The organism is Actinoallomurus sp. NBC_01490, from assembly GCF_036227085.1.
In the GTDB taxonomy this organism is placed as follows: Bacteria; Actinomycetota; Actinomycetes; order Streptosporangiales; family Streptosporangiaceae; genus Actinoallomurus; species Actinoallomurus oryzae.
Window position 1 is genome coordinate 1,926,606 of the sequence record NZ_CP109433.1, and the last position, 22,497, is coordinate 1,949,102.

The 22,497-nt window shown below is 70.9% G+C and carries 21 protein-coding genes; 12 read left to right on the top strand and 9 right to left on the bottom strand.

What is annotated here, in order from left to right:
* Window positions 1-7 precede the first annotated feature (7 nt).
* Both lysA and OG417_RS09530 read left to right on the top strand, forming a co-directional pair.
* The gene (gene lysA, locus OG417_RS09525; RefSeq protein ID WP_329252773.1) at window positions 8-1,387 is read left to right on the top strand and encodes a diaminopimelate decarboxylase; all 1,380 of its coding nucleotides are present in this window, start codon (window positions 8-10) and stop codon (window positions 1,385-1,387) included.
* On the top strand, window positions 1,384-2,682 hold the full coding sequence (locus OG417_RS09530) for a homoserine dehydrogenase (RefSeq protein ID WP_329252776.1): 1,299 nt from the start codon (window positions 1,384-1,386) through the stop codon (window positions 2,680-2,682). Before lysA ends, OG417_RS09530 begins: the two co-directional genes overlap by 4 nt.
* A 16-nt stretch (window positions 2,683-2,698) precedes the next feature.
* On the opposite strand, the gene OG417_RS09535 is transcribed toward OG417_RS09530, so the two are convergent.
* Both OG417_RS09535 and OG417_RS09540 read right to left on the bottom strand, forming a co-directional pair.
* Window positions 2,699-3,019, bottom strand: coding sequence for a hypothetical protein (locus OG417_RS09535; RefSeq protein WP_329252779.1), 321 nt, complete (start codon window positions 3,017-3,019; stop codon window positions 2,699-2,701).
* A complete protein-coding gene (locus tag OG417_RS09540) occupies window positions 3,016-5,316 on the bottom strand; it encodes an N-6 DNA methylase (RefSeq protein WP_329252781.1) in 2,301 nt (766 codons plus the stop codon). Before OG417_RS09540 ends, OG417_RS09535 begins: the two co-directional genes overlap by 4 nt.
* A gap of 274 nt (window positions 5,317-5,590) precedes the next feature.
* Between OG417_RS09540 and OG417_RS09545 the strand changes: the two genes are divergently transcribed.
* Window positions 5,591-6,799 (top strand): hypothetical protein, encoded by a 1,209-nt coding sequence (locus OG417_RS09545; protein ID WP_329252783.1) that lies wholly within the window; start codon window positions 5,591-5,593, stop codon window positions 6,797-6,799.
* Here the strand turns inward: OG417_RS09545 and OG417_RS09550 are convergent.
* The 3 genes from OG417_RS09550 to OG417_RS09560 are packed head-to-tail and all read right to left on the bottom strand — an operon-like array spanning window position 6,720 to window position 8,523.
* Window positions 6,720-7,244 (bottom strand): hypothetical protein, encoded by a 525-nt coding sequence (locus tag OG417_RS09550; protein ID WP_329252785.1) that lies wholly within the window; start codon window positions 7,242-7,244, stop codon window positions 6,720-6,722. The two genes, OG417_RS09545 and OG417_RS09550, sit on opposite strands and share 80 nt — an antisense overlap.
* A complete protein-coding gene (locus OG417_RS09555; protein WP_329252788.1) occupies window positions 7,241-7,879 on the bottom strand; it encodes a hypothetical protein in 639 nt (212 codons plus the stop codon). The genes OG417_RS09550 and OG417_RS09555 overlap by 4 nt, the downstream gene beginning before the upstream one ends.
* Window positions 7,876-8,523 (bottom strand): hypothetical protein, encoded by a 648-nt coding sequence (locus OG417_RS09560; protein ID WP_329252791.1) that lies wholly within the window; start codon window positions 8,521-8,523, stop codon window positions 7,876-7,878. The genes OG417_RS09555 and OG417_RS09560 overlap by 4 nt, the downstream gene beginning before the upstream one ends.
* 114 nt (window positions 8,524-8,637) lie before the next feature.
* On the opposite strand from OG417_RS09560, the gene thrC reads away from it, so the two are divergent.
* From thrC to OG417_RS09580, 4 genes are all read left to right on the top strand, one after another.
* On the top strand, window positions 8,638-9,678 hold the full coding sequence (thrC, locus tag OG417_RS09565; RefSeq protein ID WP_442875670.1) for a threonine synthase: 1,041 nt from the start codon (window positions 8,638-8,640) through the stop codon (window positions 9,676-9,678).
* Window positions 9,678-10,574 carry a homoserine kinase gene (thrB, locus tag OG417_RS09570; protein ID WP_329262213.1) on the top strand — a complete coding sequence of 299 codons (897 nt, stop codon included), beginning with the start codon at window positions 9,678-9,680 and terminating at the stop codon, window positions 10,572-10,574. The genes thrC and thrB overlap by 1 nt, the downstream gene beginning before the upstream one ends.
* Before the next feature lie 363 nt (window positions 10,575-10,937).
* Window positions 10,938-12,851 (top strand): transcription termination factor Rho, encoded by a 1,914-nt coding sequence (gene rho / locus OG417_RS09575; RefSeq protein ID WP_329252794.1) that lies wholly within the window; start codon window positions 10,938-10,940, stop codon window positions 12,849-12,851.
* A 175-nt stretch (window positions 12,852-13,026) separates the two neighbouring features.
* The gene (locus OG417_RS09580) at window positions 13,027-14,328 is read left to right on the top strand and encodes a sensor histidine kinase (RefSeq protein ID WP_329252796.1); all 1,302 of its coding nucleotides are present in this window, start codon (window positions 13,027-13,029) and stop codon (window positions 14,326-14,328) included.
* Window positions 14,329-14,363: 35 nt separating this feature from the next.
* Here OG417_RS09580 and OG417_RS09585 read toward each other — a convergent pair whose 3' ends face one another.
* Window positions 14,364-14,750 (bottom strand): PPOX class F420-dependent oxidoreductase, encoded by a 387-nt coding sequence (locus OG417_RS09585; RefSeq protein ID WP_329252801.1) that lies wholly within the window; start codon window positions 14,748-14,750, stop codon window positions 14,364-14,366.
* A 14-nt stretch (window positions 14,751-14,764) separates the two neighbouring features.
* Window positions 14,765-15,358 (bottom strand): dihydrofolate reductase family protein, encoded by a 594-nt coding sequence (locus OG417_RS09590; RefSeq protein WP_329252805.1) that lies wholly within the window; start codon window positions 15,356-15,358, stop codon window positions 14,765-14,767.
* Between the two features lie 91 nt (window positions 15,359-15,449).
* Between OG417_RS09590 and OG417_RS09595 the strand changes: the two genes are divergently transcribed.
* Both OG417_RS09595 and OG417_RS09600 read left to right on the top strand, forming a co-directional pair.
* Window positions 15,450-15,905, top strand: a complete 456-nt coding sequence (locus OG417_RS09595; RefSeq protein ID WP_329252808.1) for a winged helix-turn-helix transcriptional regulator — start codon at window positions 15,450-15,452, stop codon at window positions 15,903-15,905.
* Between the two features lie 34 nt (window positions 15,906-15,939).
* A complete protein-coding gene (locus OG417_RS09600; RefSeq protein WP_329252812.1) occupies window positions 15,940-16,587 on the top strand; it encodes a response regulator transcription factor in 648 nt (215 codons plus the stop codon).
* Between the two features lie 6 nt (window positions 16,588-16,593).
* On the opposite strand, the gene OG417_RS09605 is transcribed toward OG417_RS09600, so the two are convergent.
* Window positions 16,594-17,241, bottom strand: a complete 648-nt coding sequence (locus OG417_RS09605; RefSeq protein WP_329252814.1) for a response regulator transcription factor — start codon at window positions 17,239-17,241, stop codon at window positions 16,594-16,596.
* Between the two features lie 16 nt (window positions 17,242-17,257).
* Window positions 17,258-18,526: a sensor histidine kinase gene (locus OG417_RS09610; RefSeq protein ID WP_329252817.1), complete on the bottom strand. Its 1,269-nt coding sequence runs from the start codon at window positions 18,524-18,526 to the stop codon at window positions 17,258-17,260.
* Between the two features lie 209 nt (window positions 18,527-18,735).
* On the opposite strand from OG417_RS09610, the gene OG417_RS09615 reads away from it, so the two are divergent.
* The 3 genes from OG417_RS09615 (at window position 18,736) to prfA (ending at window position 22,497) form a co-directional block, all read left to right on the top strand.
* Window positions 18,736-20,949, top strand: a complete 2,214-nt coding sequence (locus tag OG417_RS09615; RefSeq protein ID WP_329252821.1) for an MMPL family transporter — start codon at window positions 18,736-18,738, stop codon at window positions 20,947-20,949.
* Between the two features lie 177 nt (window positions 20,950-21,126).
* Complete coding sequence (gene rpmE / locus OG417_RS09620) at window positions 21,127-21,351, top strand: 50S ribosomal protein L31 (RefSeq protein ID WP_329252825.1); 225 nt, start codon at window positions 21,127-21,129, stop codon at window positions 21,349-21,351.
* A 90-nt stretch (window positions 21,352-21,441) separates the two neighbouring features.
* Entirely contained in the window at window positions 21,442-22,497 is a 1,056-nt protein-coding gene (gene prfA, locus OG417_RS09625) for a peptide chain release factor 1 (RefSeq protein ID WP_329252828.1), read from the top strand.

Below are 22,497 nucleotides of genomic sequence, written 5' to 3' on the forward strand. Positions count from 1 at the left end.
AGAGATCATGAGTCGAGTGCACCCGGCCGGTCCACGGCATGCCGACGTGCTGCCCGAGGACCACCCGCTGCCCCCGCCGCGCGACCTCAACGCGCTCGCGGCCGGTGTCTGGCCGCGCAGCGCGCGGCGCGACGACGGCGCCCTGACGATCGGCGGGGTGGACGTCCGTGACCTCGCGGGGGAGTACGGCACCCCGCTCTACGTCTACGACGAAGAGGACTTCCGGTCCCGGTGCCGCGAGTTCGCCGGCGCCTTCAGCGACGGCGACGTCTACTACGCCGGCAAGGCCTTCCTGAGTACGGAGATCGCCCGCTGGGTGGCCGAAGAGGGGCTGGGCCTGGACGTCTGCACGGGGGGCGAGCTCGCGATCGCGCTGCACGCCGGGTTCCCGGTCGAGCGCATCACCTTTCACGGCAACAACAAGTCCATCGGCGAGCTCTCGCGTGCCCTCGACGCCGGTGTGGGTCACATCGTGGTCGACTCCTACGAGGAGATCGCGCGGCTGGGCTACCTCGCCAAGGAGCGGCACGTACGGCCCAAGGTGATGATCCGCGTCACCACGGGGGTCGAGGCGCACACGCACGAGTTCATCGCCACCGCGCACGACGACCAGAAGTTCGGGTTCGCCCGGGAGACCGCGCTGGAGGCGGCCCGCCGCGTCCAGGACATCGACTCGCTGGAGCTCGTCGGCCTGCACTCCCACATCGGCTCGCAGATCTTCGATACCGACGGCTTCGAACTGGCCGCCCACCGCGTCGTGGACCTCCTGGTCGCGATCCGCGACGAGCACGGCGCCGAGCTGCCCGAGCTGGACCTCGGCGGCGGTTACGGCATCGCCTACCTGGAGGGTGACGACCCTCTCGACCCCAAGCACATCGCCGACAACCTGCGCGGCATCATCGACCGTAACTGCCGGGAGCGGGGCCTGACGGTGCCGCGGCTGACCGTCGAGCCGGGCCGTACGATCGCCGGGCCCGGCGGCATCACGCTGTACGAGGTCGGCACGGTCAAGCCGCTCGACGGCCTCCGCACGTACGTCTCGGTCGACGGCGGCATGAGCGACAACATTCGCACCGCGCTGTACGGCGCGGAGTACACCAGCGTGCTCGCCTCGCGGCGCTCCGACGCGGCCCCGATGCTCAGCCGCCTCGTCGGCAAGCACTGCGAGAGCGGCGACATGGTCGTACGCGACCTGTGGCTGCCGGAGGACCTCGCCCCCGGCGACCTCGTCGCGGTGGCGGCCACCGGCGCGTACTGCCGCTCACTCGCCAACAACTACAACCACGTGCCGAAGCCGGCGGTCGCGGCCGTACGCGACGGACGGTCCCGGCTCATCCTCCGCCGCGAGACCGAGGAGGATCTGTTGCGCCTGGAGGTCTCGCCGTGACATTGAGGATCGCACTGCTCGGGTGCGGCACCGTCGGTACCGAGGTCGTGCGGCTGTTGCGTGAGCAGGCCGACGACCTCGCGGCTCGTGTCGGCGTCCCGCTGGAGCTGGCCGGGATCGCGGTGCGGCGGCTCGACAAGCGCCGTGAGAGCGTCCCGGCCGAGCTGCTCACCACCGACGCCGTGAGCCTGGTGACCAGCGACGACGTGGACATCGTGGTGGAGGTGATCGGCGGGCTCGAGCCCGCGCGCGGGCTCCTCCTGGCGGCCATGAAGGCCGGAAAGTCGGTCGTCACGGCGAACAAGGCGCTGCTGGCCGAGGACGGCGCCACGCTGTTCGGCGCGGCACGGGAGTACGGCGCCGACATCTACTACGAGGCCTCCGTCGCCGGGGCGATCCCGCTGCTGCGCCCGCTGCGCGAGTCGCTGGTCGGCGATCACGTCCACCGGGTCATGGGCATCGTCAACGGCACGACCAACTACATCCTCGACCAGATGGACACCTCCGGGGCCGGGTTCGCCGAGGCCCTGAACGAGGCGCAGGCGCTCGGCTACGCCGAGGCGGACCCGACCGCCGACGTCGAGGGCTTCGACGCGGCGGCCAAGGCCGCGATCCTGGCCCAGCTCGCCTTCCACACACGTGTCACCGCCGCCGGGGTGCACCGCGAGGGCATCGCCGACGTGACCTCCGCCGACATCGCCAGCGCCAAGGCGATGAACTGCGTGGTCAAGCTCCTGGCGATCTGCGAGCGCGTGCCGTCGGCGGAGCACCGCGCCGGTCGCGGCGTGTCGGTCCGCGTGCACCCGGTGATGATCCCGCGCTCGCATCCGCTGGCGAGCGTCCGTGAGGCGTACAACGCCGTGTTCGTGGAGGCCGAGTCGGCCGGTTCGCTGATGTTCTACGGCGCGGGCGCCGGCGGGGCGCCGACCGCGAGCGCCGTGCTCGGCGACATCGTCGCGGTCGCCCGCAACCGCGTGCACGGCACCCGCGGGCCGGCGGAGTCGACCTACGCCGAACTGCCCGTGCTCCCGATGGCCGACACGATCACCCGCTACCACGTGGCGCTGGACGTCGCCGACCGCTCCGGCGTGCTGGCCCGCGTCGCCGACGAGTTCGCCGAGAACGACGTGTCGATCCAGGCCGTGCGCCAGGAGGGGCACGGCGAAGAGGCGCAGCTCGTCATCGTCACCCACCGGGCGCCCGACGGCGCGCTGTCGGCCACCATCGAGCGCCTTCGCGACCTGGAGATCGTCCGCGCGGTCGCCAGCGTGATGCGCGTCGAGGGCGACGACTAGCGGAGTGGGACCTGGCTCACCACGGTCGGTCGTCTTCACTCCTGGCCGCCTCCGCCCGCCGGGCGGCGACGCGCTCACGTGAGCGGCGACGGTCGCGCCACCAGGCCAAGCGGTCGGCGGATTCCTGGGGGAAGACGATCTGCAGGGCGAAGACAGCGAACCCGAGTGCGCCCAGAACGCACACGACCCACGATGGCGCGCCGAACAAGCCGCAACCGATGGGGAGGCCGAATCCCGACACTGGGGGGACGAGCCCTCTAAGCGCTGTGCCCAGGCCCGTTGCCGGAGCGTCGACCTTGCCGCTCGTCGTGTCATCTCTGGCCTCGTCGGCGGTCATGGAAGAGTCACGACGCCTTCCATCAACTGTTCTGCCAGTGTCGCCCGCGCCTGTTCGGAGGCGCGCGCGAAGTTTCGATGCGCCGCGATTTGATCGTCCAGCGCCCGGAGGCTCGCGCCGATCCCGCGTTGCTCGTCGATCGGAGGAATGCTCACCATGAGCCGGCCGAGGGTCTGGCCGGTGATGAAAGGGACGGCCGTGCCGGTCGATCTGTCCTCGATCCACTCCCGCACGGTGGCCAGTGACAGGAAACCCAGCAGGTACCACGGGTCCACCGTCTCAGCGCCAATCCGGCGTAGCCGGAAGAGGTTGGCTCCGAAGAGCCAGCCGTCCTGGTTCGTTTCGACGAGTGCCGGTTCGGTCATGGCCCCTGATCGGACGCAGAGGATGTCGTACGGGGAGAGCCGGAACTTCGCGAGCTTTCGCGCGAGTTCCTCGCTGACGCATTCCGCTCCGGTGGCGACGATGCGACGGTCGCGCAGATGCCGTGGCATCACGACAGGTACCGGGCCGTCCTTGGTGCGATCGTCTGTTCCGAGCCGTGAATAGGACGGCCCGGCCTGGATCAGGCAGATGTCTTCCAGGGCGAGCCGCCGCCAGCCCGAGGGCAAACCGCTTGAGGGCCTGGTAAGGGGCAGAGTCCGCAGCTCCTCGACTCGGGAGTCGGCCGTGCTCACCCGCGATCGCATGTCAGCCAGCTCGGCGAGGCTGACCGCGGTGTCCTCCGACCGCGCGGAGCGCGCGGCCCCGCGCGTGCCCTTCAGGTAGTCCGATGGGTGCAGCGAATGACCCGTGTCGCGAAGCGCGTCCGCACCTGCCACGATCGCGCTGCCGCCGCCCGCCAACTCGATCCGCTCACCTTCGGGCAGGCGGAGCCGGTCGGTGAACAGCTTTGGAATCGACTCAACGGCTTCCCTGGACAAGACCGGGCCGGCCTGGTCCTTGCCGCTCATGGCTCTGGCATCGACGAACAGGATTCGGTGGGGGCCAGGGGCGGGGCGACGAACCACCCACAACATCACGGCGGCGTCGCTCAGCGGGAAAATGTGTGCGGGCAGCGCGACAACGGCTTCAATCGCGCCCTTCTCCACCATCTCCTTGCGGATCCGGCGTTCCTCCTCGTCGGAGCTGACACCGGCCTGAGAGGTCATCAGCACGGCGGCCCTGCCCCCGGATGTGAGTGATGAGACCGCATGTTGGACCCACGCGTAGTTGTCGTTGTGCCGCGGGGGCGGGCCGAACGGCCATTCGTTGTCCGAACGCCTTCGCGCCATCGGGCGCTGCCGGTTGAACGGCGGGTTGAGCAGTACGGCGTCGGCCGGCGAGCGATGCTCATCCGGTTCATCCCATGGCGTGTCCCTTCCTGGGCGGAGCCGGGCCGTCAAACCATGGACAGCCAGGCTCATACCGGCGAGGCGCAAAGTCTCCCGATTCGGGCTCTCACCGCCTACCGTCTGGACCTGGCGCGTTCGGCTCGCGGCGCGCAGCAGTTCTCCTCCGCGAAGGTACGGGTCGTAGACCGTGCCACCCTCGGTATCTTCGGCGATGACCAGGCCTGCCATCAGACGCGCCACTTCCTCAGGCGTGAAGTAGTCCGCGCTTCCCAGCCGCCTTTCGGTGGAAAAACGACTCAGCAGCGCGTCGAAGTCGTCGTCGCCGAGCTGGTCGCAGGCGCGGATCACTTCAATGAGGTCCTCAGCGGCGCGCGGACGCAGCCGCTCGAGGACGGAGTAAACGCCGGACGGGACGCCGCGCGACCGGAGCACCTGGTCCACGCGCTCGCTGACGTGACGGACAAGACCATCGGGGCGAAGCCGGTCCGAGTCTGTTCCGGTGACCTCCATGAGTCTCGCCCACTCGTCGCGGGCGGCAACCCGCACGAAGATGAGGCAGAGCAGAAGAGAGAGGTAGTCGGCCTGGGAACCGGCGCCCCCGCGAACACTCTCCGCCAGCGGTCCGAGCAGGTGGTCGTGGGCCAGGTCGGAACTGCCACCGCCAGCGGGCGTCGTCCGACGCGTGGGCGTCTCAGGGGCATGTACGCGCCTGTGGCGCGCCCGTCGGCCGTAAGTGGCGTCGGCCGGCTCATCGGCCGCACGATTCTTCGCAGGGATCGGACGACGGTCGAGCCACTCGAGGACGCTCGCGAGCGTGAAGTACTCGCCGTCGGCCAGGTGGAGAACCTTGGGGAAGCCTTGAAGCCTCGCCCACTTCGTGATGGTGGGTCGCTTCACCCCCGCCAGCCGGGCGAACTCGTTTCTGGAGAGCAGTCGATCAGCGTTGCCCTGTTCATCCCGCACGGGGGCTCCTTAGAGATCTCGCGGCACGGCGAGCTCGACCGTAGAGCGCGAGGAGCTGCCCCAGCAAGTGAGTACCTCAGGTACTCACACTTGCCACATCAGGTGCGCAGGTGCTCTTGGCTGGGCGATGTTCTCTTGACTGAGGTCCAGTGCCTGGTGGATCGGGAGAACAGGTCCGCCGAAGGCCGCCTCCGTGATGGCAACCCTGTTGCGGCCGTCAGTCTCTTGTCCGTTGACCGACGGTGGTTCCCATCGGTGGCTAGGATGCCGGACGATGGATGCCGGGACTGCGGCGAGATCTACCGGGCTACTGTCCGTCCTGGCGCTGCCGGTCGCGGCGCTGCGCCTCGCGGCCCGGTCGTTCGTGCCGCTGGCCCTCTGGTTCGGCGCCGGGGCGATCCCGCGTTACGTGCTGATCCAGGCGATCTCCGAGCTCGGCCACGGCAGCGAGCCGGGGCTCCGGCGCATGCTCGTCCTGGTGCTGCTCAGCGTGGTCGTGCTGATCTCGCTGGTCGTCACGATCGGGATGATGTTCACGCTGGGCCGGCGCCTCGATGTGATCAAGGACCCCGACGAGCCGTACGCCGCGGCGATCGGCCGCACGCTGTTCCCGTTCGTGCTGATCTACCTCGGCTGGAACCTCTACACCGACGACCTGCGCGAGGTGCTGCGGGCGGACGCCCAGCGGCTCGCCGACGCGGGCGACCACCTCGACATCGGCAAGATCCTCAACGTGCCGATCCCCGTGGCGCTCGTGGTGGCCGTCGTCGCGTGGGGGCTGCGCGTCCTCGCCGAACGCCGGCACGAGGCCAGGCCGGGCCGCGTCCTCGCCGTGCTCGTCGCGTTCCTGGAGGTCAACTTCACGCTCTACGCGCTGTACTCGATCGTCCAGCTCGTACGGGCGGCCCAGCGCTGGATCACCGGCCGCGTCTTCTGGCACGCGCTCACCGGCCGCCTGAGCCTGCCGGACGCCGGGCCGGTCGAACAGGCCCTCGTCCTGCCGCTGGTCTGGCTCGCCATCGCGGCCGTCGTGTACGGCCTCGAACGGCACGATCGCGAGGCGATCGAGGGAACGCCGCTGGAGCGTCTCGCCGACCGTCTCACCGGGCGCCCGCGCCGGCTCGCGGAGCTGGCCGGCCGTGGCGCGCGGGAGAAGTACGTGCCGGTGGCACACGCGGTGCGGCTGGTGTTCCGTGCGGGCGCGCCGGTGTTCGCGTGGTTCTGCCTCTGCTACGTGGCGATCGGCGCGCTCATGGACCGCGCCCAGCGCGGTGTGATCGCGCTCATCGGCACCGACCACACCGTACGGTTCTGGAACCTCGTGCTCGCGCCGGTGGAGTACGGCCACCGGCTGGTGTACGAAATCCTCCGGCTCGCCCTGCTGGCCGCGATGTTCGACCTGGTCATGCGGAGGGCCGGTGGAGGAACACCAGCTCCGGACCGCCCAGCGCCGGTGACAGGTCCCGGTGCCGGTGCCGCATGACGAGTTCGAGCGAGCCGGCCGCCCGGCTCGGCACCAGCCCCATGACGTACGCCGGCTCGTGGGTGCCGTAGTAGATCACCGTGTGCCACTCGCGCGCCGTCCAGCGGTTTCCCGCGCGGTCGCGCAGCGCGAAGTCGATGTCCGAGTCGGCGGGGTTCTTCGTGAGCGGTTCGGCCTTGAGCGTGACGAGGACGAGGGTCTCACCCGGCCGGGCCGGGGCGTCGATGCCGTCCGGGGGGAGATCTCCGGGTTTGAGCACCGCCGGTCCGTACGAGACCAGCGTCCAGCGGATCCGCTGGAAGACGGCGGGCCGTCCGGGGGCGACCGTACGGGTGTGGCCGCCGGGGACGTCCTGGCGGTAGTGCCGCCACTCCGCCCGGAACGGCAGGTAGATCGCGACCATCGTCACGGCCGGCAGGGCCAGGATCCGCGCCGCGCGTTTCACGACGGCTCCGGCAGGCCGTACCCGGTGGCCGCCGTACGGGTCAGCTCGGCGGCGTCGCCGGCGGAGATGCCGAGGTCGACGTGGACCTCGGCGCTGAAGCGCACCGGGTCGTCGCGGTAGTGGCCGAACGCCGCCTCCTCGGTGTCGCGGTCGGACAGCGCGAACCGGGCGCCCGCCAGCGCGCCCGGCGGCACATCGAAGACATAACAGCCCCGGCGCGGCATCCCGGGCTGGAGCCGTACGAACCCCAGCGTGGTCACCGGCGGCCCGAGAAGTCCGCTGGATCCCAGCTTGTCGGTCGGGTAGTAGTGGCCGTACCGCGTGTCGAGCCGGGCCGCCGCGACGAACTCCGGCGAACGCCGCGCCGCGACCGTGGCGATCACGACGAGGAAGACGCCGTTCGCCGGAATGGTCTGCGGCTTGGCGCCGTACGGGCCCTCCGGCACCCGGATGGTGCGTGCGGTGACCACCTGCTCCACCTGGACGGTGAAGCGCGGCTCGGTGACCGTCCGCCCGATCTCTCCGTTCCGCACGAACGGCCCGTACGCCCGCTCGTAGCTCCAGTGCCCGGCCTGCAGGCCCACCGCCGCGCCGGCCAGCACGAGGGTGAGCGGGATCGACCACCGCCGCTTCATCGCTTCACCGGCAGCGTGACGTTGGCGACCAGGACCGGAATGATCCGCGTGACGCGGCCCGATCGGTGCGTGAACGGGTCGCGTTCGACCCTCGTCGTGTAGCGCCGCGGCTGGTAGCCCCAGTAGCCGCGCGGGTCGAGGACGCCCGCGGCGGTGCGCCGGTAGGCGGCCAGCGCGACCTTGATGTGATCGGGCACCATCGTCGTGGCGCTCAGCTCGTACTGCACGGCGACGTACGTCGGCAGCCGCGGCTGGAGCGAGCGGAACAGCGTGTCGCCCGCGATGCCCTGCGCGTCCTTCAACGTGGGCCGGGGGCCGTTACGCGTGTTCCAGTAGAGGAAGATGCCGTGCGCGAAGACGTCGTCGTCCGCCCCGGCCATGGTGCCCGTCGTCTCCCGCGTGGGGTTGACGACCCAGGCGTTGATCACCAGTAACCGGCGGGCGGCGGCGAACTTGGTCTTCGGGACCGTCGTGACGTGCGCGCCGACGAGCCGGGTGCGGAACAGGTGCTGGTCGACCTCCTGCCCGGCGCGTACGGTCGCGGGTGTGTCGGCCGCGCGCAGGCCACCGGTCAGCCAGAGGACGCCGGCCGCCACGACGACGGTCGTAGTGGCGGAGGCGGCGACGAGCGCTCGGGGACGCACGGGGCACAATGATAGATATCCCCTGTTGATCCCAGCATGTGGAACGACGTGAGACGCGAGGCTCCGCCGCCTCTACACTCGGCGTACGGTCATCGCAGGTCAGGAGGGATCACCGTGACCAAGGCATGGCGGGGGATCATCGAGGAGTACCGTGATCGGCTTCCGGTGACGGCCGACACGCCCGTCATCACCCTGCTCGAGGGCGGCACGCCGCTGCTGCCCGCACCACGGCTGTCCCAGCTCACCGGCTGCGACGTCCATCTCAAGGTCGAGGGCGCCAACCCGACCGGCTCCTTCAAGGACCGGGGCATGACGGTGGCGATCAGCCGGGCGGCCCAGGACGGCGCCAAGGCGATCATCTGTGCCTCGACGGGCAACACCTCCGCCTCGGCCGCCGCGTACGCGGTGCGCGCCGGCATGGTGTGCGCGGTGCTGGTGCCCCAGGGCAAGATCGCGATGGGCAAGCTGGCCCAGGCGCTCGTGCACGGCGCCCGGCTCCTGCAGATCGACGGCAACTTCGACGACTGCCTGGAGCTCGCGCGCAAGCTGTCCGCCGACTACCCGGTCGCCCTGGTCAACTCGGTGAACCGCTACCGGCTCGAAGGGCAGAAGACCGCCGCGTTCGAGATCGTCGACACGCTCGGCGCCGCCCCCGACGTGCACTGCCTGCCCGTCGGCAACGCCGGGAACATCTCCGCGTACTGGATGGGATACCAGGAGGTCGACACGCGTCCGCGCATGCTCGGCTTCCAGGCCGCGGGCGCCGCGCCGATCGTGCGCGGCGAGCCGGTGCTCAGGCCGCAGACGATCGCCACCGCGATCCGCATCGGCCATCCCGCCTCGTGGGACCTTGCCGTACGCGCGCGCGACGAGTCGGGCGGTGCGATCGAGGCCGTGACCGACCGGAAGATCCTCGCCGCCTACCGCCTGCTCGCCCGCGAGGAGGGCGTCTTCGTCGAGCCCGCCTCGGCGGCCAGCGTCGCCGGCCTGCTGCAGGCCCGCGAGGAGGAGCTCGTGTCCGCCGGGCAGCGGGTCGTCTGCACGGTGACCGGCAACGGCCTGAAGGACCCCGACTGGGCGATCTCGGGCGCGCCCGCGCCGATGACCGTGCCGGTCGACGCCCACGCCGCGGCCTCGGCGCTGGAACTCACGTGATCCGTGCCGTACGGGTCCGGGTGCCGGCCACCAGCGCCAACCTCGGGCCCGGCTTCGACGCGCTCGGGCTGGCCCTCGGCCTGTACGACGACGTCGAGGTGGAGGTGGCCGGATCCGGCCTGTCGATCGAGGTCAGCGGCGAGGGGGAGGAGACCGCCGGACGCGGCGCCGACCATCTGATCGCGCGTACGTTCCGCGCGACGTACGAACGGCTCGGCGGCGAACTCACCGGGCTGCGGATCCGCTGCGTCAACCGCATCCCGCACGCACGCGGGCTCGGCTCGTCCTCGGCGGCCACGATCGCCGGCATCGTCGCCGCGCGCGCCCTGCATCCAGCGGGAGAGACGTTCACCGACGACGACGTCCTGGCGCTCGCGACGCGCATCGAGGGGCACCCCGACAACGTCGCGCCCTGCCTCGCCGGCGGCCTCACCATCTCCTGGCAGGCCCCCGGGGGAGCCCGGCTGACCAGGATGGACGTGTCGTCGCGCGTACGGCCGGTGGCGTTCGTGCCCGACGAGCGCCTCGCCACCGAACGCGCGCGCGGGCTGCTGCCGGACACCGTGCCGCACGCCGACGCCGCCGCGAACGCCGGCCGCGCGGCGCTGCTCGTCGCGGCCCTGACCGCGACCCCCGAACTCCTCCTCGACGCGACCGAGGACCGGCTGCACCAGTCCTACCGCGCGCCCGCGATGCCCGCCTCGCTCGACCTGGTCGAACGGCTGCGCGCGAAGGGCGTGGCGGCCGTGATCTCCGGGGCCGGGCCCACGGTCCTCGCGCTCACCTTCCGCGACGGCGAAGTTGATTCAATCAGCGCGGAAGTGGGTACTTCGTGGCACATACACCCGCTGGATGTGGCCCCCCATGGCGCACGCGTCCAGCCGATCCATCAGTGACACGCGACATCGACCTCTGGGGAATAGCAGTGTGCCCAGGTGATGTTAGGCTAAGTGCCGCACCAGATGCCCCGCTCGGGGGCGTGGGCTCGTCGGCCACTCCGGCTTATGCCGGCCGCGTGACGCGGATGTGGTTCCCCGGCACCGAAACCGCTCGTCGTTCATTGTTCCGGCAAAGCTTCGGACGTAACGGGATCGGGGATCAGATCCGGCGACCTGCCTCCACCATCTGGCTGTGGCCAGAACTCTTCGCCGATCAACTTCAGATCAGCAGAGCTCGACTGATCCGGCGCCCCCGCCGGCTCGCACTACCGGGTTGCCTGGCCGACGGCGGCCACACCCGCTCCCTGGGAAGGACCCTTAGTGAGCGAATCCACCGAACTCCTCACGGACGCAGCCACCACAGCGCCTGACGCCACCCCTGCCGAGCAGACGGCTCCCGCTCCGCGGCGCCGCCGTAGCGGCACGGGCCTGTCGGCCATGGTGCTCCCCGAGCTGAAGGCGCTCGCCTCCAGCCTCGGCATCAGCGGCACGGGCGGCATGCGCAAGAGCCAGCTCATCGCTGCCATCCAGGAGAAGCAGGCGCAGAACGCCGGCGGCGGTGACCAGGCGACGGCGCCCAAGGCGGCCCCGAAGACCGAGGGTGAGGCAGGTGAGGCCGCCGGCCAGGCCAAGACGGCTCCCGCCGCCACCGAGACGGAGCGCGGCGAGACCCAGCAGCCCCGGCGTGAGCGGGCGTCCCGGCGCGACGACGCCGCCCCGCAGCAGCAGGGTCAGCAGCAGGAGATCAAGACGGAGACGGCCGAGTCCGAGGGCGGCCGCGACGGCCGTGACGGCGGCCGGGAGAGCGCCGGCCGTGAGGGTGGCGGCCGTGAGGGCGGCAGTCGCGAGGGCGGCGGCCAGCGCCAGCGGCAGCGCGGCAACCGCAACCGTGATGGCCAGCGTGACGGCCAGCGCGACGAGGGTCGGGGCGGCCAGGACGGCCGTGGCGGCAACCCGGGCCAGCGCGGCGGCCAGGGCCAGCGGCAGAGCGACGACGACGGCGAGGACGGCGGCGGTCGGCGCCGGCGCGGCCGGTTCCGGGAGCGCAACCGCGGACGCGGCGGCCGGGAGCGCTACGGCGACGCCGACCCGGTGATCAACGAGGACGACGTCCTGATCCCGGTCTCCGGCATCCTCGACATTCGCGACAATTACGCTTTCGTCCGCACCACGGGTTACCTCCCTGGTCCGCAGGACGTCTACGTCTCCCTCGCCCAGGTCCGCAAGTACGGCCTGCGCAAGGGCGACGTCATCACCGGCGCCGTCCGGCAGCCGCGCGAGGGCGAGCGGCGCGAGAAGTTCAACGCGCTGGTCCGCCTCGACACGGTCAACGGCATGGAGCCCGAGCAGGCCAAGGGCCGCGTCGACTTCTCCAAGCTCACCCCGCTGTACCCGCAGGAGCGGCTGCGCCTGGAGTCCGACCCCGGCCAGCTCACCACGCGGATCATCGACCTGGTCAGCCCCATCGGCAAGGGCCAGCGCGGTCTGATCGTGTCGCCGCCGAAGGCCGGCAAGACGATGGTGCTGCAGGCGATCGCCAACGCCATCACCAAGAACAACCCCGAGTGCCACCTGATGGTCGTGCTCGTGGACGAGCGTCCCGAAGAGGTCACCGACATGCAGCGGTCGGTGAAGGGCGAGGTCATCCACTCGACCTTCGACCGGCCCGCCGACGACCACACGATGGTCGCGGAGCTGGCGATCGAACGCGCCAAGCGCCTCGTCGAGCTCGGCCACGACGTCGTCGTGCTGCTCGACTCGATCACCCGCCTCGGCCGCGCGTACAACCTGGCCGCTCCGGCCAGCGGCCGCATCCTGTCCGGTGGTGTCGACTCGACGGCGCTGTACCCGCCGAAGCGGTTCTTCGGCGCCGCCCGCAACATCGAGAACGGCGGCTCGCTGACGATCCTCGCCACCGCGCTGGTCGAGACCGGCTCGCGCATGGACGAGGTGATCTTCGAGGAGTTCAAGGGCACGGGCAACATGGAGCTGCGGCTGCGCCGCGAGCTCGCCGACAAGCGCGTGTTCCCGGCGATCGACGTCGACGGCTCCGGCACGCGTAAGGAAGAGATCCTCATGTCCGCGGAGGAGCTGCGCATCGTCTGGCAGCTGCGCCGGGTGCTGCACGCCCTGGAGATGCAGCAGGCGCTGGAGCTCCTCCTCGAGAAGATGAAGGAGACCAAGTCGAACGCCGAGTTCCTGCTCCAGGTGCAGAAGACGACGCTGAACGACTGATCCCATTCCCGTGAAGGACGCCCCGTGGGCCCGTGCCCCGGGGCGTTCTTCCTTGTCCGGGCCCTGGGGTGGGGCTAGCCCCACCTTCATGAGGCTGGGACGCTCCATGGCATGAGGGGCTCCCGTCCGTGAGGCTTGGGCCGTACGGTGGATGCGGCGCGAAAGGGACCCCGCGGTGAACAGCACGCTCGAGATGGCACCCTCCTCGCGGCGGTCCGGTCCGCTGCGGCTGGCGAGGGAATCGTTGACGTGGCGGTCGGCCGCCTACCTGCTGCTGCACTTCCCGCTGGGACTGGCGTACTTCGTCGGGCTGACCGTGCTGCTGTCGGTGTCCGCGGGCACGGTGATCGTCTGGGTGGGCGTGCTCGGGCTCGCCCTCAGCATGATCCTCTGGCGGACCGCCGCGAAGCTCGAGCGTCACCTGGCGAAGGCGGCCTTCGGCGTCGACATCCCCGACCCGCACCGTCCGCTGCCGCGGGGCGTCAACCTGTTCGCCAAGTGGAAGGCCATGGCGACCGACCCGGCGACCTGGAAGGACCTCCTCTATCTGTTCCTGGCCTTCCCGCTCGGCGTCGTCGAGTTCGCCCTGTCGGTGGCGTTGTGGTCCGCCGCCGCCGGGCTCATCGCGACGCCGCTGACGATCAACTGGAAGAACGACGGCTATCTCTATCTCACCGTCGGCGGCCACGAGATCTGGTTCGACAACACGCTGACGACCCTGCCGGCGATCCCGCTCGGTATCGCGCTGGCGTTCGTGACCATGTACGTCGTCCGGGGCGTCGGCTACGCCCACGGCGCGCTCGCGCGCTACCTGCTCGGCCCGAACGAGACCCAGGCGCTGCGGGCCCGTACGGCCCAGCTCCAGGCCAGCCGGGCGCGTGGCGTCGACGCCGCGGAGGCCGAGCGCCGCCGCATCGAACGCGACCTGCACGACGGCGCCCAGCAGCAACTCCTCGCCGTGGCGATGGACCTCGGCCGGGCCCGGGCCAAGCTGGAGACCGACCCGGCCGGCGCCCAGGAGCTGATCCAGCAGGCCCACGCCGGCGCGAAGGAGGCCATCGCGGAGCTGCGCAACCTCGCCCGCGGCATCTACCCCGCGATCCTCACCGACCGCGGCCTGGACGCCGCGATCTCCGCGGTCGCCGCACGCACCGAGGTGCCCGTGGCGGTCGAGGTCGACCTGCCCACCCGCCCGCCCGCGGCCGTCGAGAGCATCGCCTACTTCATCGTCTCCGAGGCCCTCACCAACGTCTCCAAGTACGCCCGCGCGACCCGCGCCGCCGTACGCATCAGCCGCGACCAGAACTGGATCGTGGTGGAGGTCTCCGACAACGGCGTCGGCGGCGCGGAGGCCACACCGGGCGGCGGCCTGGCGGGCCTGGCCGACCGCGCGGCCGGCATCGACGGCATCCTCACCGTCAACAGCCCTCTCGGTGGCCCCACGGTCATCCGCGCGGACCTCCCGGCGGTCTGGTAACCGGTCCCCCGGAGGCCCGCGGGCAGGCCCGCGTCTCAGCCCAGGCTCTGGCGATCGGGCTCGATGAGGGCGACGACCCGCTCCTCGGCGCGCGAGTAGGGGCCGCCGATGTACTTCGCCGCGATCCGGTCGACGACCTCCCAGGCCGCGTCGCCGTCCAGCCACTCGACGACCCTGCCGCGGATGATGACCGGCTGGAACGGGTTGCCGTCCGGTGTCAGGGAGAGCGCGATCCGCGGATCGCGCCGCAGGTTGCGGGCCTTGCGGGAGCCCGGCCCGGTGAGGATGGCGACGTGGTCGCCGTGCGTGCCGATCCAGACCGGCACGGAGTGGGGAGCGCCGTCGGGCAGGACGCTGGCGAGGTGGGCGATCGGGGTGCCGTCGAGCACGCGGCGTACGTCGGGATCGAGCATCGTGGTCATCTCCTGGGTGTGGGTCAGCGTTCGACTTCGTAGTGGAGGTGGGTGACGCCCGGGGCGGGGACGGCCTCGATGAGGCGGAGCCGTACGTGCCCGGGGAGGGTCTGGAAGAAGGGACGGCCGCCGCCGAGCAGGACCGGCACCTGGTGGAGGATCACCTCGTCGACGAGCCCCGCCTTCAGCGCCTCGGTCAGGACGCCGCCGCCCATGAGGCCGACGTCGCCGTCGCCGGCGGCCTCGCGGGCCGCCGCGACCGCGTCCTCGATGCCGGTGGTGACGAGGGTCTGCCGCTCGGACATCTCCGGGGCCGGCCGGTGGCTGAGCACGAACAGGCGGGCGTTCGGGACGGGGCTGCCGCCTCCGAAACCGTCGGAGTCGTCGTAGGTGTTGCGCCCCGCCACGACCGCGCCCACACGTCCGGCGAAGGCGTCGAAGACCCGGGCACTGGGCTCACTCAGCCTGAACCCGTCGAACACCCGGCTGGGCGTGTCGCCGTCGAAGTACCAGTCGAAGAGCGTCGCCCCGTCGCCGAGCCCGCGGCCGGCGCCGGGGTCGCGCCCGGTGATGTAACCGTCGACCGACACCGCGTGGGCGCTGAAGACCTTGCTCATGCTCGCCATCCGTTCCGAGTTCCTTCAAGAGACTCCATGACCGTAGCATCCGGAGTTCCTTGAGGGAACCCAGATTGCTAAACTGGGTTCCATGCAGCGCACGAACTTCGCGGGGATGGCGTGCTCGATCGCCCGCACGCTCGACGTCATCGGGGAGCCCTGGTCGCCGCTGATCCTGCGTGACGTGTTCGCGGGGTTCCGCCGGTTCGAGCAGATCCAGGCGGACCTCGGCATCTCGCGCAAGGTCCTCACCGAGCGGCTGAACCACCTCGTCGAGCAGGGAGTGCTCGAACGCCGGCCCTATGACCGGCGGCCGCGGTACGAGTACGTCCTGACCGATAAGGGCGCCGAGCTCGTCGACCTGCTCATGGTCATGGTCGGCTGGGGGGACCGGTGGCTCGCGGGCGAGGCCGGCCCGCCGGTCCTCTACCGCCATCACGCGTGCGGTGAGATCGGCAGCGTCGACCTGCGCTGCGCCCACTGCGGCGAGCCGATGCACGCGGGCGACGTCGACCTGCTGCCCGGTCCCGGCGCGGCGGCGGGCTGAGGCCGCGCGCGGAATTCCTCTAAGCTGGGCGACCGTGCGGGTCGTGATCGCGGAAGACGCTGTGATGCTGCGCGAAGGCCTGATCCGCCTTCTCGCCGACGAGGGCATCGAGACGGTGGCCACCTCCGGCGACGGCGCCGGGCTCCTGGCGATCGTCGAGGAGCACCGGCCGGACCTCGTCATCGTCGACGTCCGCATGCCCCCGACGTTCACCGACGAAGGGCTGCGCGCCGCCCTGAAGGTGCGCGAGCGGATGCCCGGCACGCCCATCCTCGTCTTCTCCCAGTACGTCGAGGAGCGCTACGCCACCGATCTGATCGGCGGCGGTGCCGAGGGCGTCGGTTACCTGCTGAAAGAGCGTGTCGCCGACGTCGCCGAGTTCCTCGGCGCGGTCAAGCGGGTCGCCGAGGGCGGCACGGTCATCGACCCCGAGGTCATCGCGCAGCTCCTCGGCCGCCGGCGCCGGGGCGACCGGCTGGAGGTGCTGACCCCGCGCGAACGCGAGGTGCTCGGCCTCATGGCCGAGGGCATGTCCAACGCGGCGATCGCCCGCAAGCTCGTCGTCACGGACGGCGCGGTGGAAAAGCACATCTCCAACATCTTCCTCAAGCTCGGCCTCCAGCACACGACCAGCACCCATCGCCGGGTCATGGCGGTCCTCGCCTACCTCGGCCAGGGCTGACCCCGCTCAGGAGCCGTTGAGGTAGGCCAGCACCGCGAGGACACGACGGTTGTCGTCGTCGGAAACCGGCAGGTCCAGCTTCAAGAAGATGTTCGACGTGTGCTTGGCGATGGCCCGCTCGGTCACCACGAGGCGCTGGGCGATCGCCAGGTTGGAGCGGCCCTCGGCCATCAGCGCGAGCACCTCGCGCTCGCGCGGCGTCAGGTCGCCCAGTGGCTCGTCGCGGGACTTGCGGACGAGGAGCTGGGAGATCACCTGCGGGTCCATCGCCGTGCCGCCGGCGGCCACCCGGCGCACCGCGTCGATGAACTGGTCCGCGTCGAACACCCGGTCCTTGAGCAGATAGCCGATGCCGCCGCTGCCGTCGGCCAGCAGCTCGCGGGCGTACAGCTGCTCGACGTGCTGCGACAGCACCAGCACGGGCAGGCCGGGGACCTCGCGCCGGGCCTGCAGGGCGGCCTGCAGGCCCTCGTCGGTGAACGTCGGGGGGAGGCGTACGTCGACCACGGCCACGTCCGGCTTGATCGTGAGCAGCGCGCGGTTCAGCTCCGGGCCGTTGTCGACCGCCGCCGCGATCTCGAAGTCGTACGCCTCGAGGAGCCGGACGAGGCCGTCTCGCAGCAGGAACAGATCCTCGGCGAGGACGACGCGCATCCCGGCTCCTCCAGCGTCAGGGCCGGGGCGCGGTCAGCGCGCACGGCAGTTCGATGGTCACGATCGTGGGGCCTCCCGCCGGACTGCTCAGCGCGAGGACACCGTCGAATGTACCGAGCCGCCGCTCGATTCCGCGAAGTCCGGTGCCGGCGGACATGTCCGCACCGCCCTGGCCGTCGTCGGTGATCATGATGCGGAGCATGCCGTTCTCGTGCCGGAGGTCCAGCCAGACGCGGCGCGCGCCGGAGTGCTTGGCCGCGTTGGTGAGCACCTCCGAGACGGCGAAGTAGGCCGCCGACTCGACCGGCGCGTCCAGGGTGCCGGGAAGGTCGACCTCGACCTCGGCGGTGAGGGGGAGCGCCATGGCCAGGGCGCGTACGGCGTCGCCGAGCCCGCGTTCGGCCAAAACCGGCGGGTGGATGCCGCGGACCAGGTCGCGCAGCTCGGTGAGGGCCTTGGAGGAGGACTCGCGCGCCTCGGACAGCAGCTTCTTGGCCTTCTCCGGGTCGCGTTCGAGCAGGTGCTCGACCGCGCCGAGGCTCATGCCCATGGCCACCAGCCGGGCCTGCGCGCCGTCGTGCAGGTCGCGTTCGATCCGGCGCACCTCGGCCGCCTGCGTGTCGAGCGCGTCGGAGCGGGTCTCGGTGAGGCGCTCCACACGCATCTGCAACTCGCGCTCGTGCGTGGGGCCCAGCATCGAGGCGTCCAGCCGCGCGTGCACCTTCATGATCTGCGGGGTCAGCCAGACGCCCAGGCCCGCGTACACGAATCCCATTAGGCCGGCCAGCATCGCGCTGCCGAAGCCGGTGACGTGCACGAAGGTGTACCAGTCGCCGCCGCCCGCGTGCACGATCGGGTACCAGACCCCGGCCGCCAGCACCCAGCCGTACGGGCCGTAGAAGATCAGCGTGAAGGCGAGGATCGCCAGGGTGAACCCGGCGGTGGCGTCGGTGATCATCCACAGCAGGTCCCGGTACGTCGCCGGGTCCTTCATGATCCACCGGTACCGCTCCAGCACGCCGAGCACGCCGCCCTGGAACTCCGGCTTCGGCTGGTACGGCGTCTTGATCTCCACGCCGAACCACTGGTGCGCGAGCCGCCGGCGCAGGCCCATGTACGAGCGCGCGGCGGCCGTGACGACCGGCGTCACGAACAGGCCGACGCCGACCAGGGACAACGCCATGAACACGACCGAGAAGATGAAGAACACCAGCGATCCGAGCATCGCCAGCAGGGCCAGGCCCAGTCCGCGTACGGCGGCGAGCGCCGCCCTCCCAATGTTCATCATTCCTCCCGACTCCGTCCTTATCTTGCCGTGTCGAGTCTCGCGAGCGGGACGTTCCCGGTCACTGGGCTCAGGGACCTCACGGGGGTGTCACTGGCACCACCCCCGTGAGGGGGACGAGGCCACCGCGTGAGGGGTGCTGAGCGGCTGGGGAGGGCCACCGCGAATTCCTAGCGTCTCCGTCAGAGCCCAGAGGTCAGGAGACGCTCATGACAAGCAACGTTCGCGGACGCCCCGCACCTCCGTCGTCTTTCGCCGCCCGGATCGGGGGCTGGAGCGTGCGGCACCGCAAGACGGCGATCATCGGCTGGCTGGTGTTCGTCATCGCCGCCAGCGTGATCGGCGGAATGGCCGGCCAGGTCACGATGAAGCCGTACGAGAACGCCGCGGGCGACTCCGCCCGCGCCCAGAAGATCCTCTCCGACGCCGGGATCAAGGACCCGGCCGGCGAGATGGTGATCGTGCACAGCGGTACGCCCGGAGCCTGGCGCGACGCGGCGACGGACGTCTCCGCCGCGGTACGGGCCACGGGCCGCGTCGGTGAGGTCGCGCCCACCGTCGCCTCCGCGGACGGCCGCGGCGGTCTCGTGCGGTTCACCATGACCGGCGACCCGGACACGGCGGCCGACCGGGTCCAGCCCGTCCTGGACGCCGTCGCGCGGGTGAAGGCCGCGCACCCGGAGGTGACGATCGGCCAGTTCGGCGACGCCAGCGCGGGCAAGTGGCTGAACGACGTCCTCGGCAAGGACTTCGCCCGTGCGGAGTGGACCGGGGTGCCGCTCGCCCTCGGCATCCTCCTCGTGGCGTTCGGCGCGTTGCTGGCCGCCCTGCTGCCGGTCGGGCTCGCGCTCACCGCGTTCGTCGCGGCGAACGGGCTGCTGGCCGTGGCCAGCCACGCGCTGCACCTGTTCGACACGACCAGCTCGGTGATGCTGCTCATGGGGCTCGCCGTCGGCGTCGACTACTGCCTGTTCTACATCCGCCGCGAGCGTGACGAGCGCGCCGCGGGTCACGACAAGGAGACCGCGCTGCGGATCGCCGCCGCGACCTCCGGCCGGTCGGTGCTGATCTCCGGCCTCACGGTGATGCTGGCGATGGCGGGCATGTTCCTGTCCGGGCTCCTGCTGTTCAAGGGCTTCGCGCTGGCCACGATCCTGGTCGTCTTCATCGCGATGCTCGGCTCGGTCACCGTGCTGCCGGCGCTGCTGTCGCTGCTCGGCGACAAGATCGAGCTCGGCCGCATCCCGTTCCTGGGCCGCCGCCGTGGCCGCCGCACCGCCGGCGGACGTGTGTCCGCCGCCATCCTGCGGCCCGTGCTCGCCCGTCCGGCGATCTTCGCGGTGCTGGCGGCGGGCGTCATGCTCCTCCTGGCCGCGCCGACCGCCGGCATGCACACCCAGGAGCTCGGCCTGGACCAGGAGATGCCCAAGGGCACCCCGATGCTCGAGGCCTACCAGCGGATCTCCACGACGTTCCCCGGCGGGCCGGCGCCCGCCAAGGTGGTGCTCAAGGCCACCGACATCGGCTCGCCGGAGGTCCGGAAGGCCATCACCGAGCTGAAGAGCCGGACCGGCCGGGGCGGGGAGTTCGGCACACCGGTCACCGTGACCACCCACGCACGGCAGAACGTCGCAGAGATCGCCGTGCCGCTCGCCGGCGACGGCAGGGACGCGACCTCCAGGCACGCTCTGCGGACGCTGCAGGAGCGGATCGTGCCCGAGACGGTCGGGGCCGCCGGGACCGCGTACGTGACCGGTGAGCTCGCGGACTCGGTCGACTTCAACGACCAGCTTCACGCCGACATCGCACCGGTCTTCATCTTCGTGATGGTCGTGACGTTCGTCCTGATGCTGGTCTCGTTCCGGTCCCTGACGGTCGCGATCACCTCGATCCTGCTCAACCTGCTGTCGGTCGCGGCGGCGTACGGCGTCATGGTCGCGGTCTTCCAGCACGGCTGGGGCGCGGGGCTGTTCGGTACGGACGCGGTCGGGGCGATCGAGGGCTGGATGCCGCTGTTCGTCTTCGTGGTGCTGTTCGGCCTTTCGATGGACTACCACGTGTTCGTCGTGTCGCGGATCCGGGAGGCGCGCGACCGGGGCTTGAGAACGCGTGACGCGGTGGCGCACGGGGTGCGCTCCAGCGCGGGCGTCGTCACCTCCGCGGCGGTGATCATGGTGGCCGTCTTCGCGGTCTTCGCGACGCTGTCGATGCAGGACATGAAGCAGATGGGCCTGGGCCTGGCGGTGGCCGTGCTGCTGGACGCGACCGTCGTACGGGCGGTGCTGCTGCCGTCGGTGATGGTCCTGCTCGGCGAGCGCAACTGGTACCTGCCGCGCTGGCTCGGCTGGCTGCCCCGGGTGTCCCACGGCGAGGAGCCGGTGCCGGCCCACGCCGAGGGCGGCCCGGTGCCGGTGGCGCGCTGAACGGAAGGGGGCCCGGCCGGGCGCGGGGGCGCCGGCCGGGCCCCTTCACGCGCGGGGAATGCGTGGTGGCCTCGGCATGTTGTGGTATCTGGCACACTGGTACGCGCTGCGGTACCGGTTCACATCCCCGGATCCCCCGGGCGATGACCCGGCGACCGCCTGAAGCGAGGAGAAGTAGTGAAGCCTGACATCCACCCGAACTACGGCGTCACCACCGTGACGTGCACGTGCGGGAACACCTTCCAGACCCGGAGCACCGCGGAGAACGGCGCGATCCACGCCGACGTGTGCTCGAACTGCCACCCCTTCTACACGGGCAAGCAGAAGATCCTCGACACCGGTGGCCGTGTGGCCCGGTTCGAGCGGCGGTTCGGCAAGAAGGCCACGGGCAACAAGAAGTAGCCAGACGTCTCACGCCGACCGGAGAGGCATTTCTCCGGTCGGCGTCAGCCTGTCTGCCCGTGCTCGTCCAGCGCCAAACCAGGACATGACGTGAACCTCGACGATCTGACCAGCGAATACGCCGACATCGAAAAGCGGCTCTCCGACCCGGCCGTCCATGCGGACCAGGCCGAGGCGCGCCGCCTCGGCAAGCGCTACGCGGAGCTGCGGCCGGTCGTCGAGGCGGCACGTGACCTGACGGCGGCCCGCGCCGACGCGGAGACCGCGCGTGAGCTGGCGGCGGAGGACCCGGCGTTCGCCGAGGAGGCGACCCAGCTCGACCGGCGCATCGAGGAGCTCGAGGAGACGCTGCGGCGGTTGCTCGTGCCGCGCGACCCCAATGACGACAAGGACGTCATCCTCGAGATCAAGGCCGGTGAGGGCGGTGAGGAGTCCGCGCTGTTCGCCGGCGACCTCCTGCGGATGTACCTCCGCCACGCCGAGCGCATCGGCTGGAAGACCGAGATCATCGACGCCCAGCCCTCCGATCTCGGTGGTTACAAAGACGTCACCGTGGCGGTCAAGTCACGCCCGTCCACCGAGGGTGTGTGGGCCCGCCTGAAGTATGAAGGCGGAGTGCACCGCGTCCAACGCGTCCCCGCGACCGAGTCCCAGGGCCGCATCCACACCAGTGCGGCGGGCGTGTTCGTCATGCCCGAGGCCGAGGACATCGACGTCCAGATCGACCCGAACGACCTGCGCGTCGACGTGTTCCGCTCCAGCGGCCCCGGCGGCCAGAGCGTCAACACCACCGACTCCGCGGTCCGCATCACCCACCTGCCGACCGGCATCGTCGTGTCGTGCCAGAACGAGAAGAGCCAGCTCCAGAACAAGGAGCAGGCCCTGCGCATCCTGCGGGCCCGGCTGCTCGCCGCCGCGCAGGAGGAGGCCGACGCCGCCGCGGCGGCCGAGCGCAAGAGCCAGGTGCGCACGGTCGACCGGTCCGAACGGGTCCGCACCTACAACTTCCCGGAGAACCGCATCTCCGACCATCGCGTGGGCTACAAGGCCTACAACCTCGACCACGTGCTCGACGGTGACCTGCACAATGTCATCCAGGCGCTGGTGGACGCCGACATGGAGCACAAGCTCGCCCAAGCGACCTGA

Excerpts from the sequence above, each read along its gene's own strand:
- OG417_RS09535 (WP_329252779.1), bottom strand. The coding sequence starts at position 3,019 with ATGACCGCCGACGAGGCCAGAGATGACACGACGAGCGGCAAGGTCGAC.
- OG417_RS09595 (WP_329252808.1), top strand. The coding sequence starts at position 15,450 with ATGCAGCGCACGAACTTCGCGGGGATGGCGTGCTCGATCGCCCGCACG.
- OG417_RS09545 (WP_329252783.1), top strand. The coding sequence starts at position 5,591 with ATGGATGCCGGGACTGCGGCGAGATCTACCGGGCTACTGTCCGTCCTG.
- OG417_RS09615 (WP_329252821.1), top strand. The coding sequence starts at position 18,736 with ATGACAAGCAACGTTCGCGGACGCCCCGCACCTCCGTCGTCTTTCGCC.
- OG417_RS09555 (WP_329252788.1), bottom strand. The coding sequence starts at position 7,879 with ATGAAGCGGCGGTGGTCGATCCCGCTCACCCTCGTGCTGGCCGGCGCG.
- OG417_RS09605 (WP_329252814.1), bottom strand. The coding sequence starts at position 17,241 with ATGCGCGTCGTCCTCGCCGAGGATCTGTTCCTGCTGCGAGACGGCCTC.
- OG417_RS09590 (WP_329252805.1), bottom strand. The coding sequence starts at position 15,358 with ATGAGCAAGGTCTTCAGCGCCCACGCGGTGTCGGTCGACGGTTACATC.
- OG417_RS09610 (WP_329252817.1), bottom strand. The coding sequence starts at position 18,526 with ATGAACATTGGGAGGGCGGCGCTCGCCGCCGTACGCGGACTGGGCCTG.
- lysA (WP_329252773.1), top strand. The coding sequence starts at position 8 with ATGAGTCGAGTGCACCCGGCCGGTCCACGGCATGCCGACGTGCTGCCC.
- OG417_RS09585 (WP_329252801.1), bottom strand. The coding sequence starts at position 14,750 with ATGACCACGATGCTCGATCCCGACGTACGCCGCGTGCTCGACGGCACC.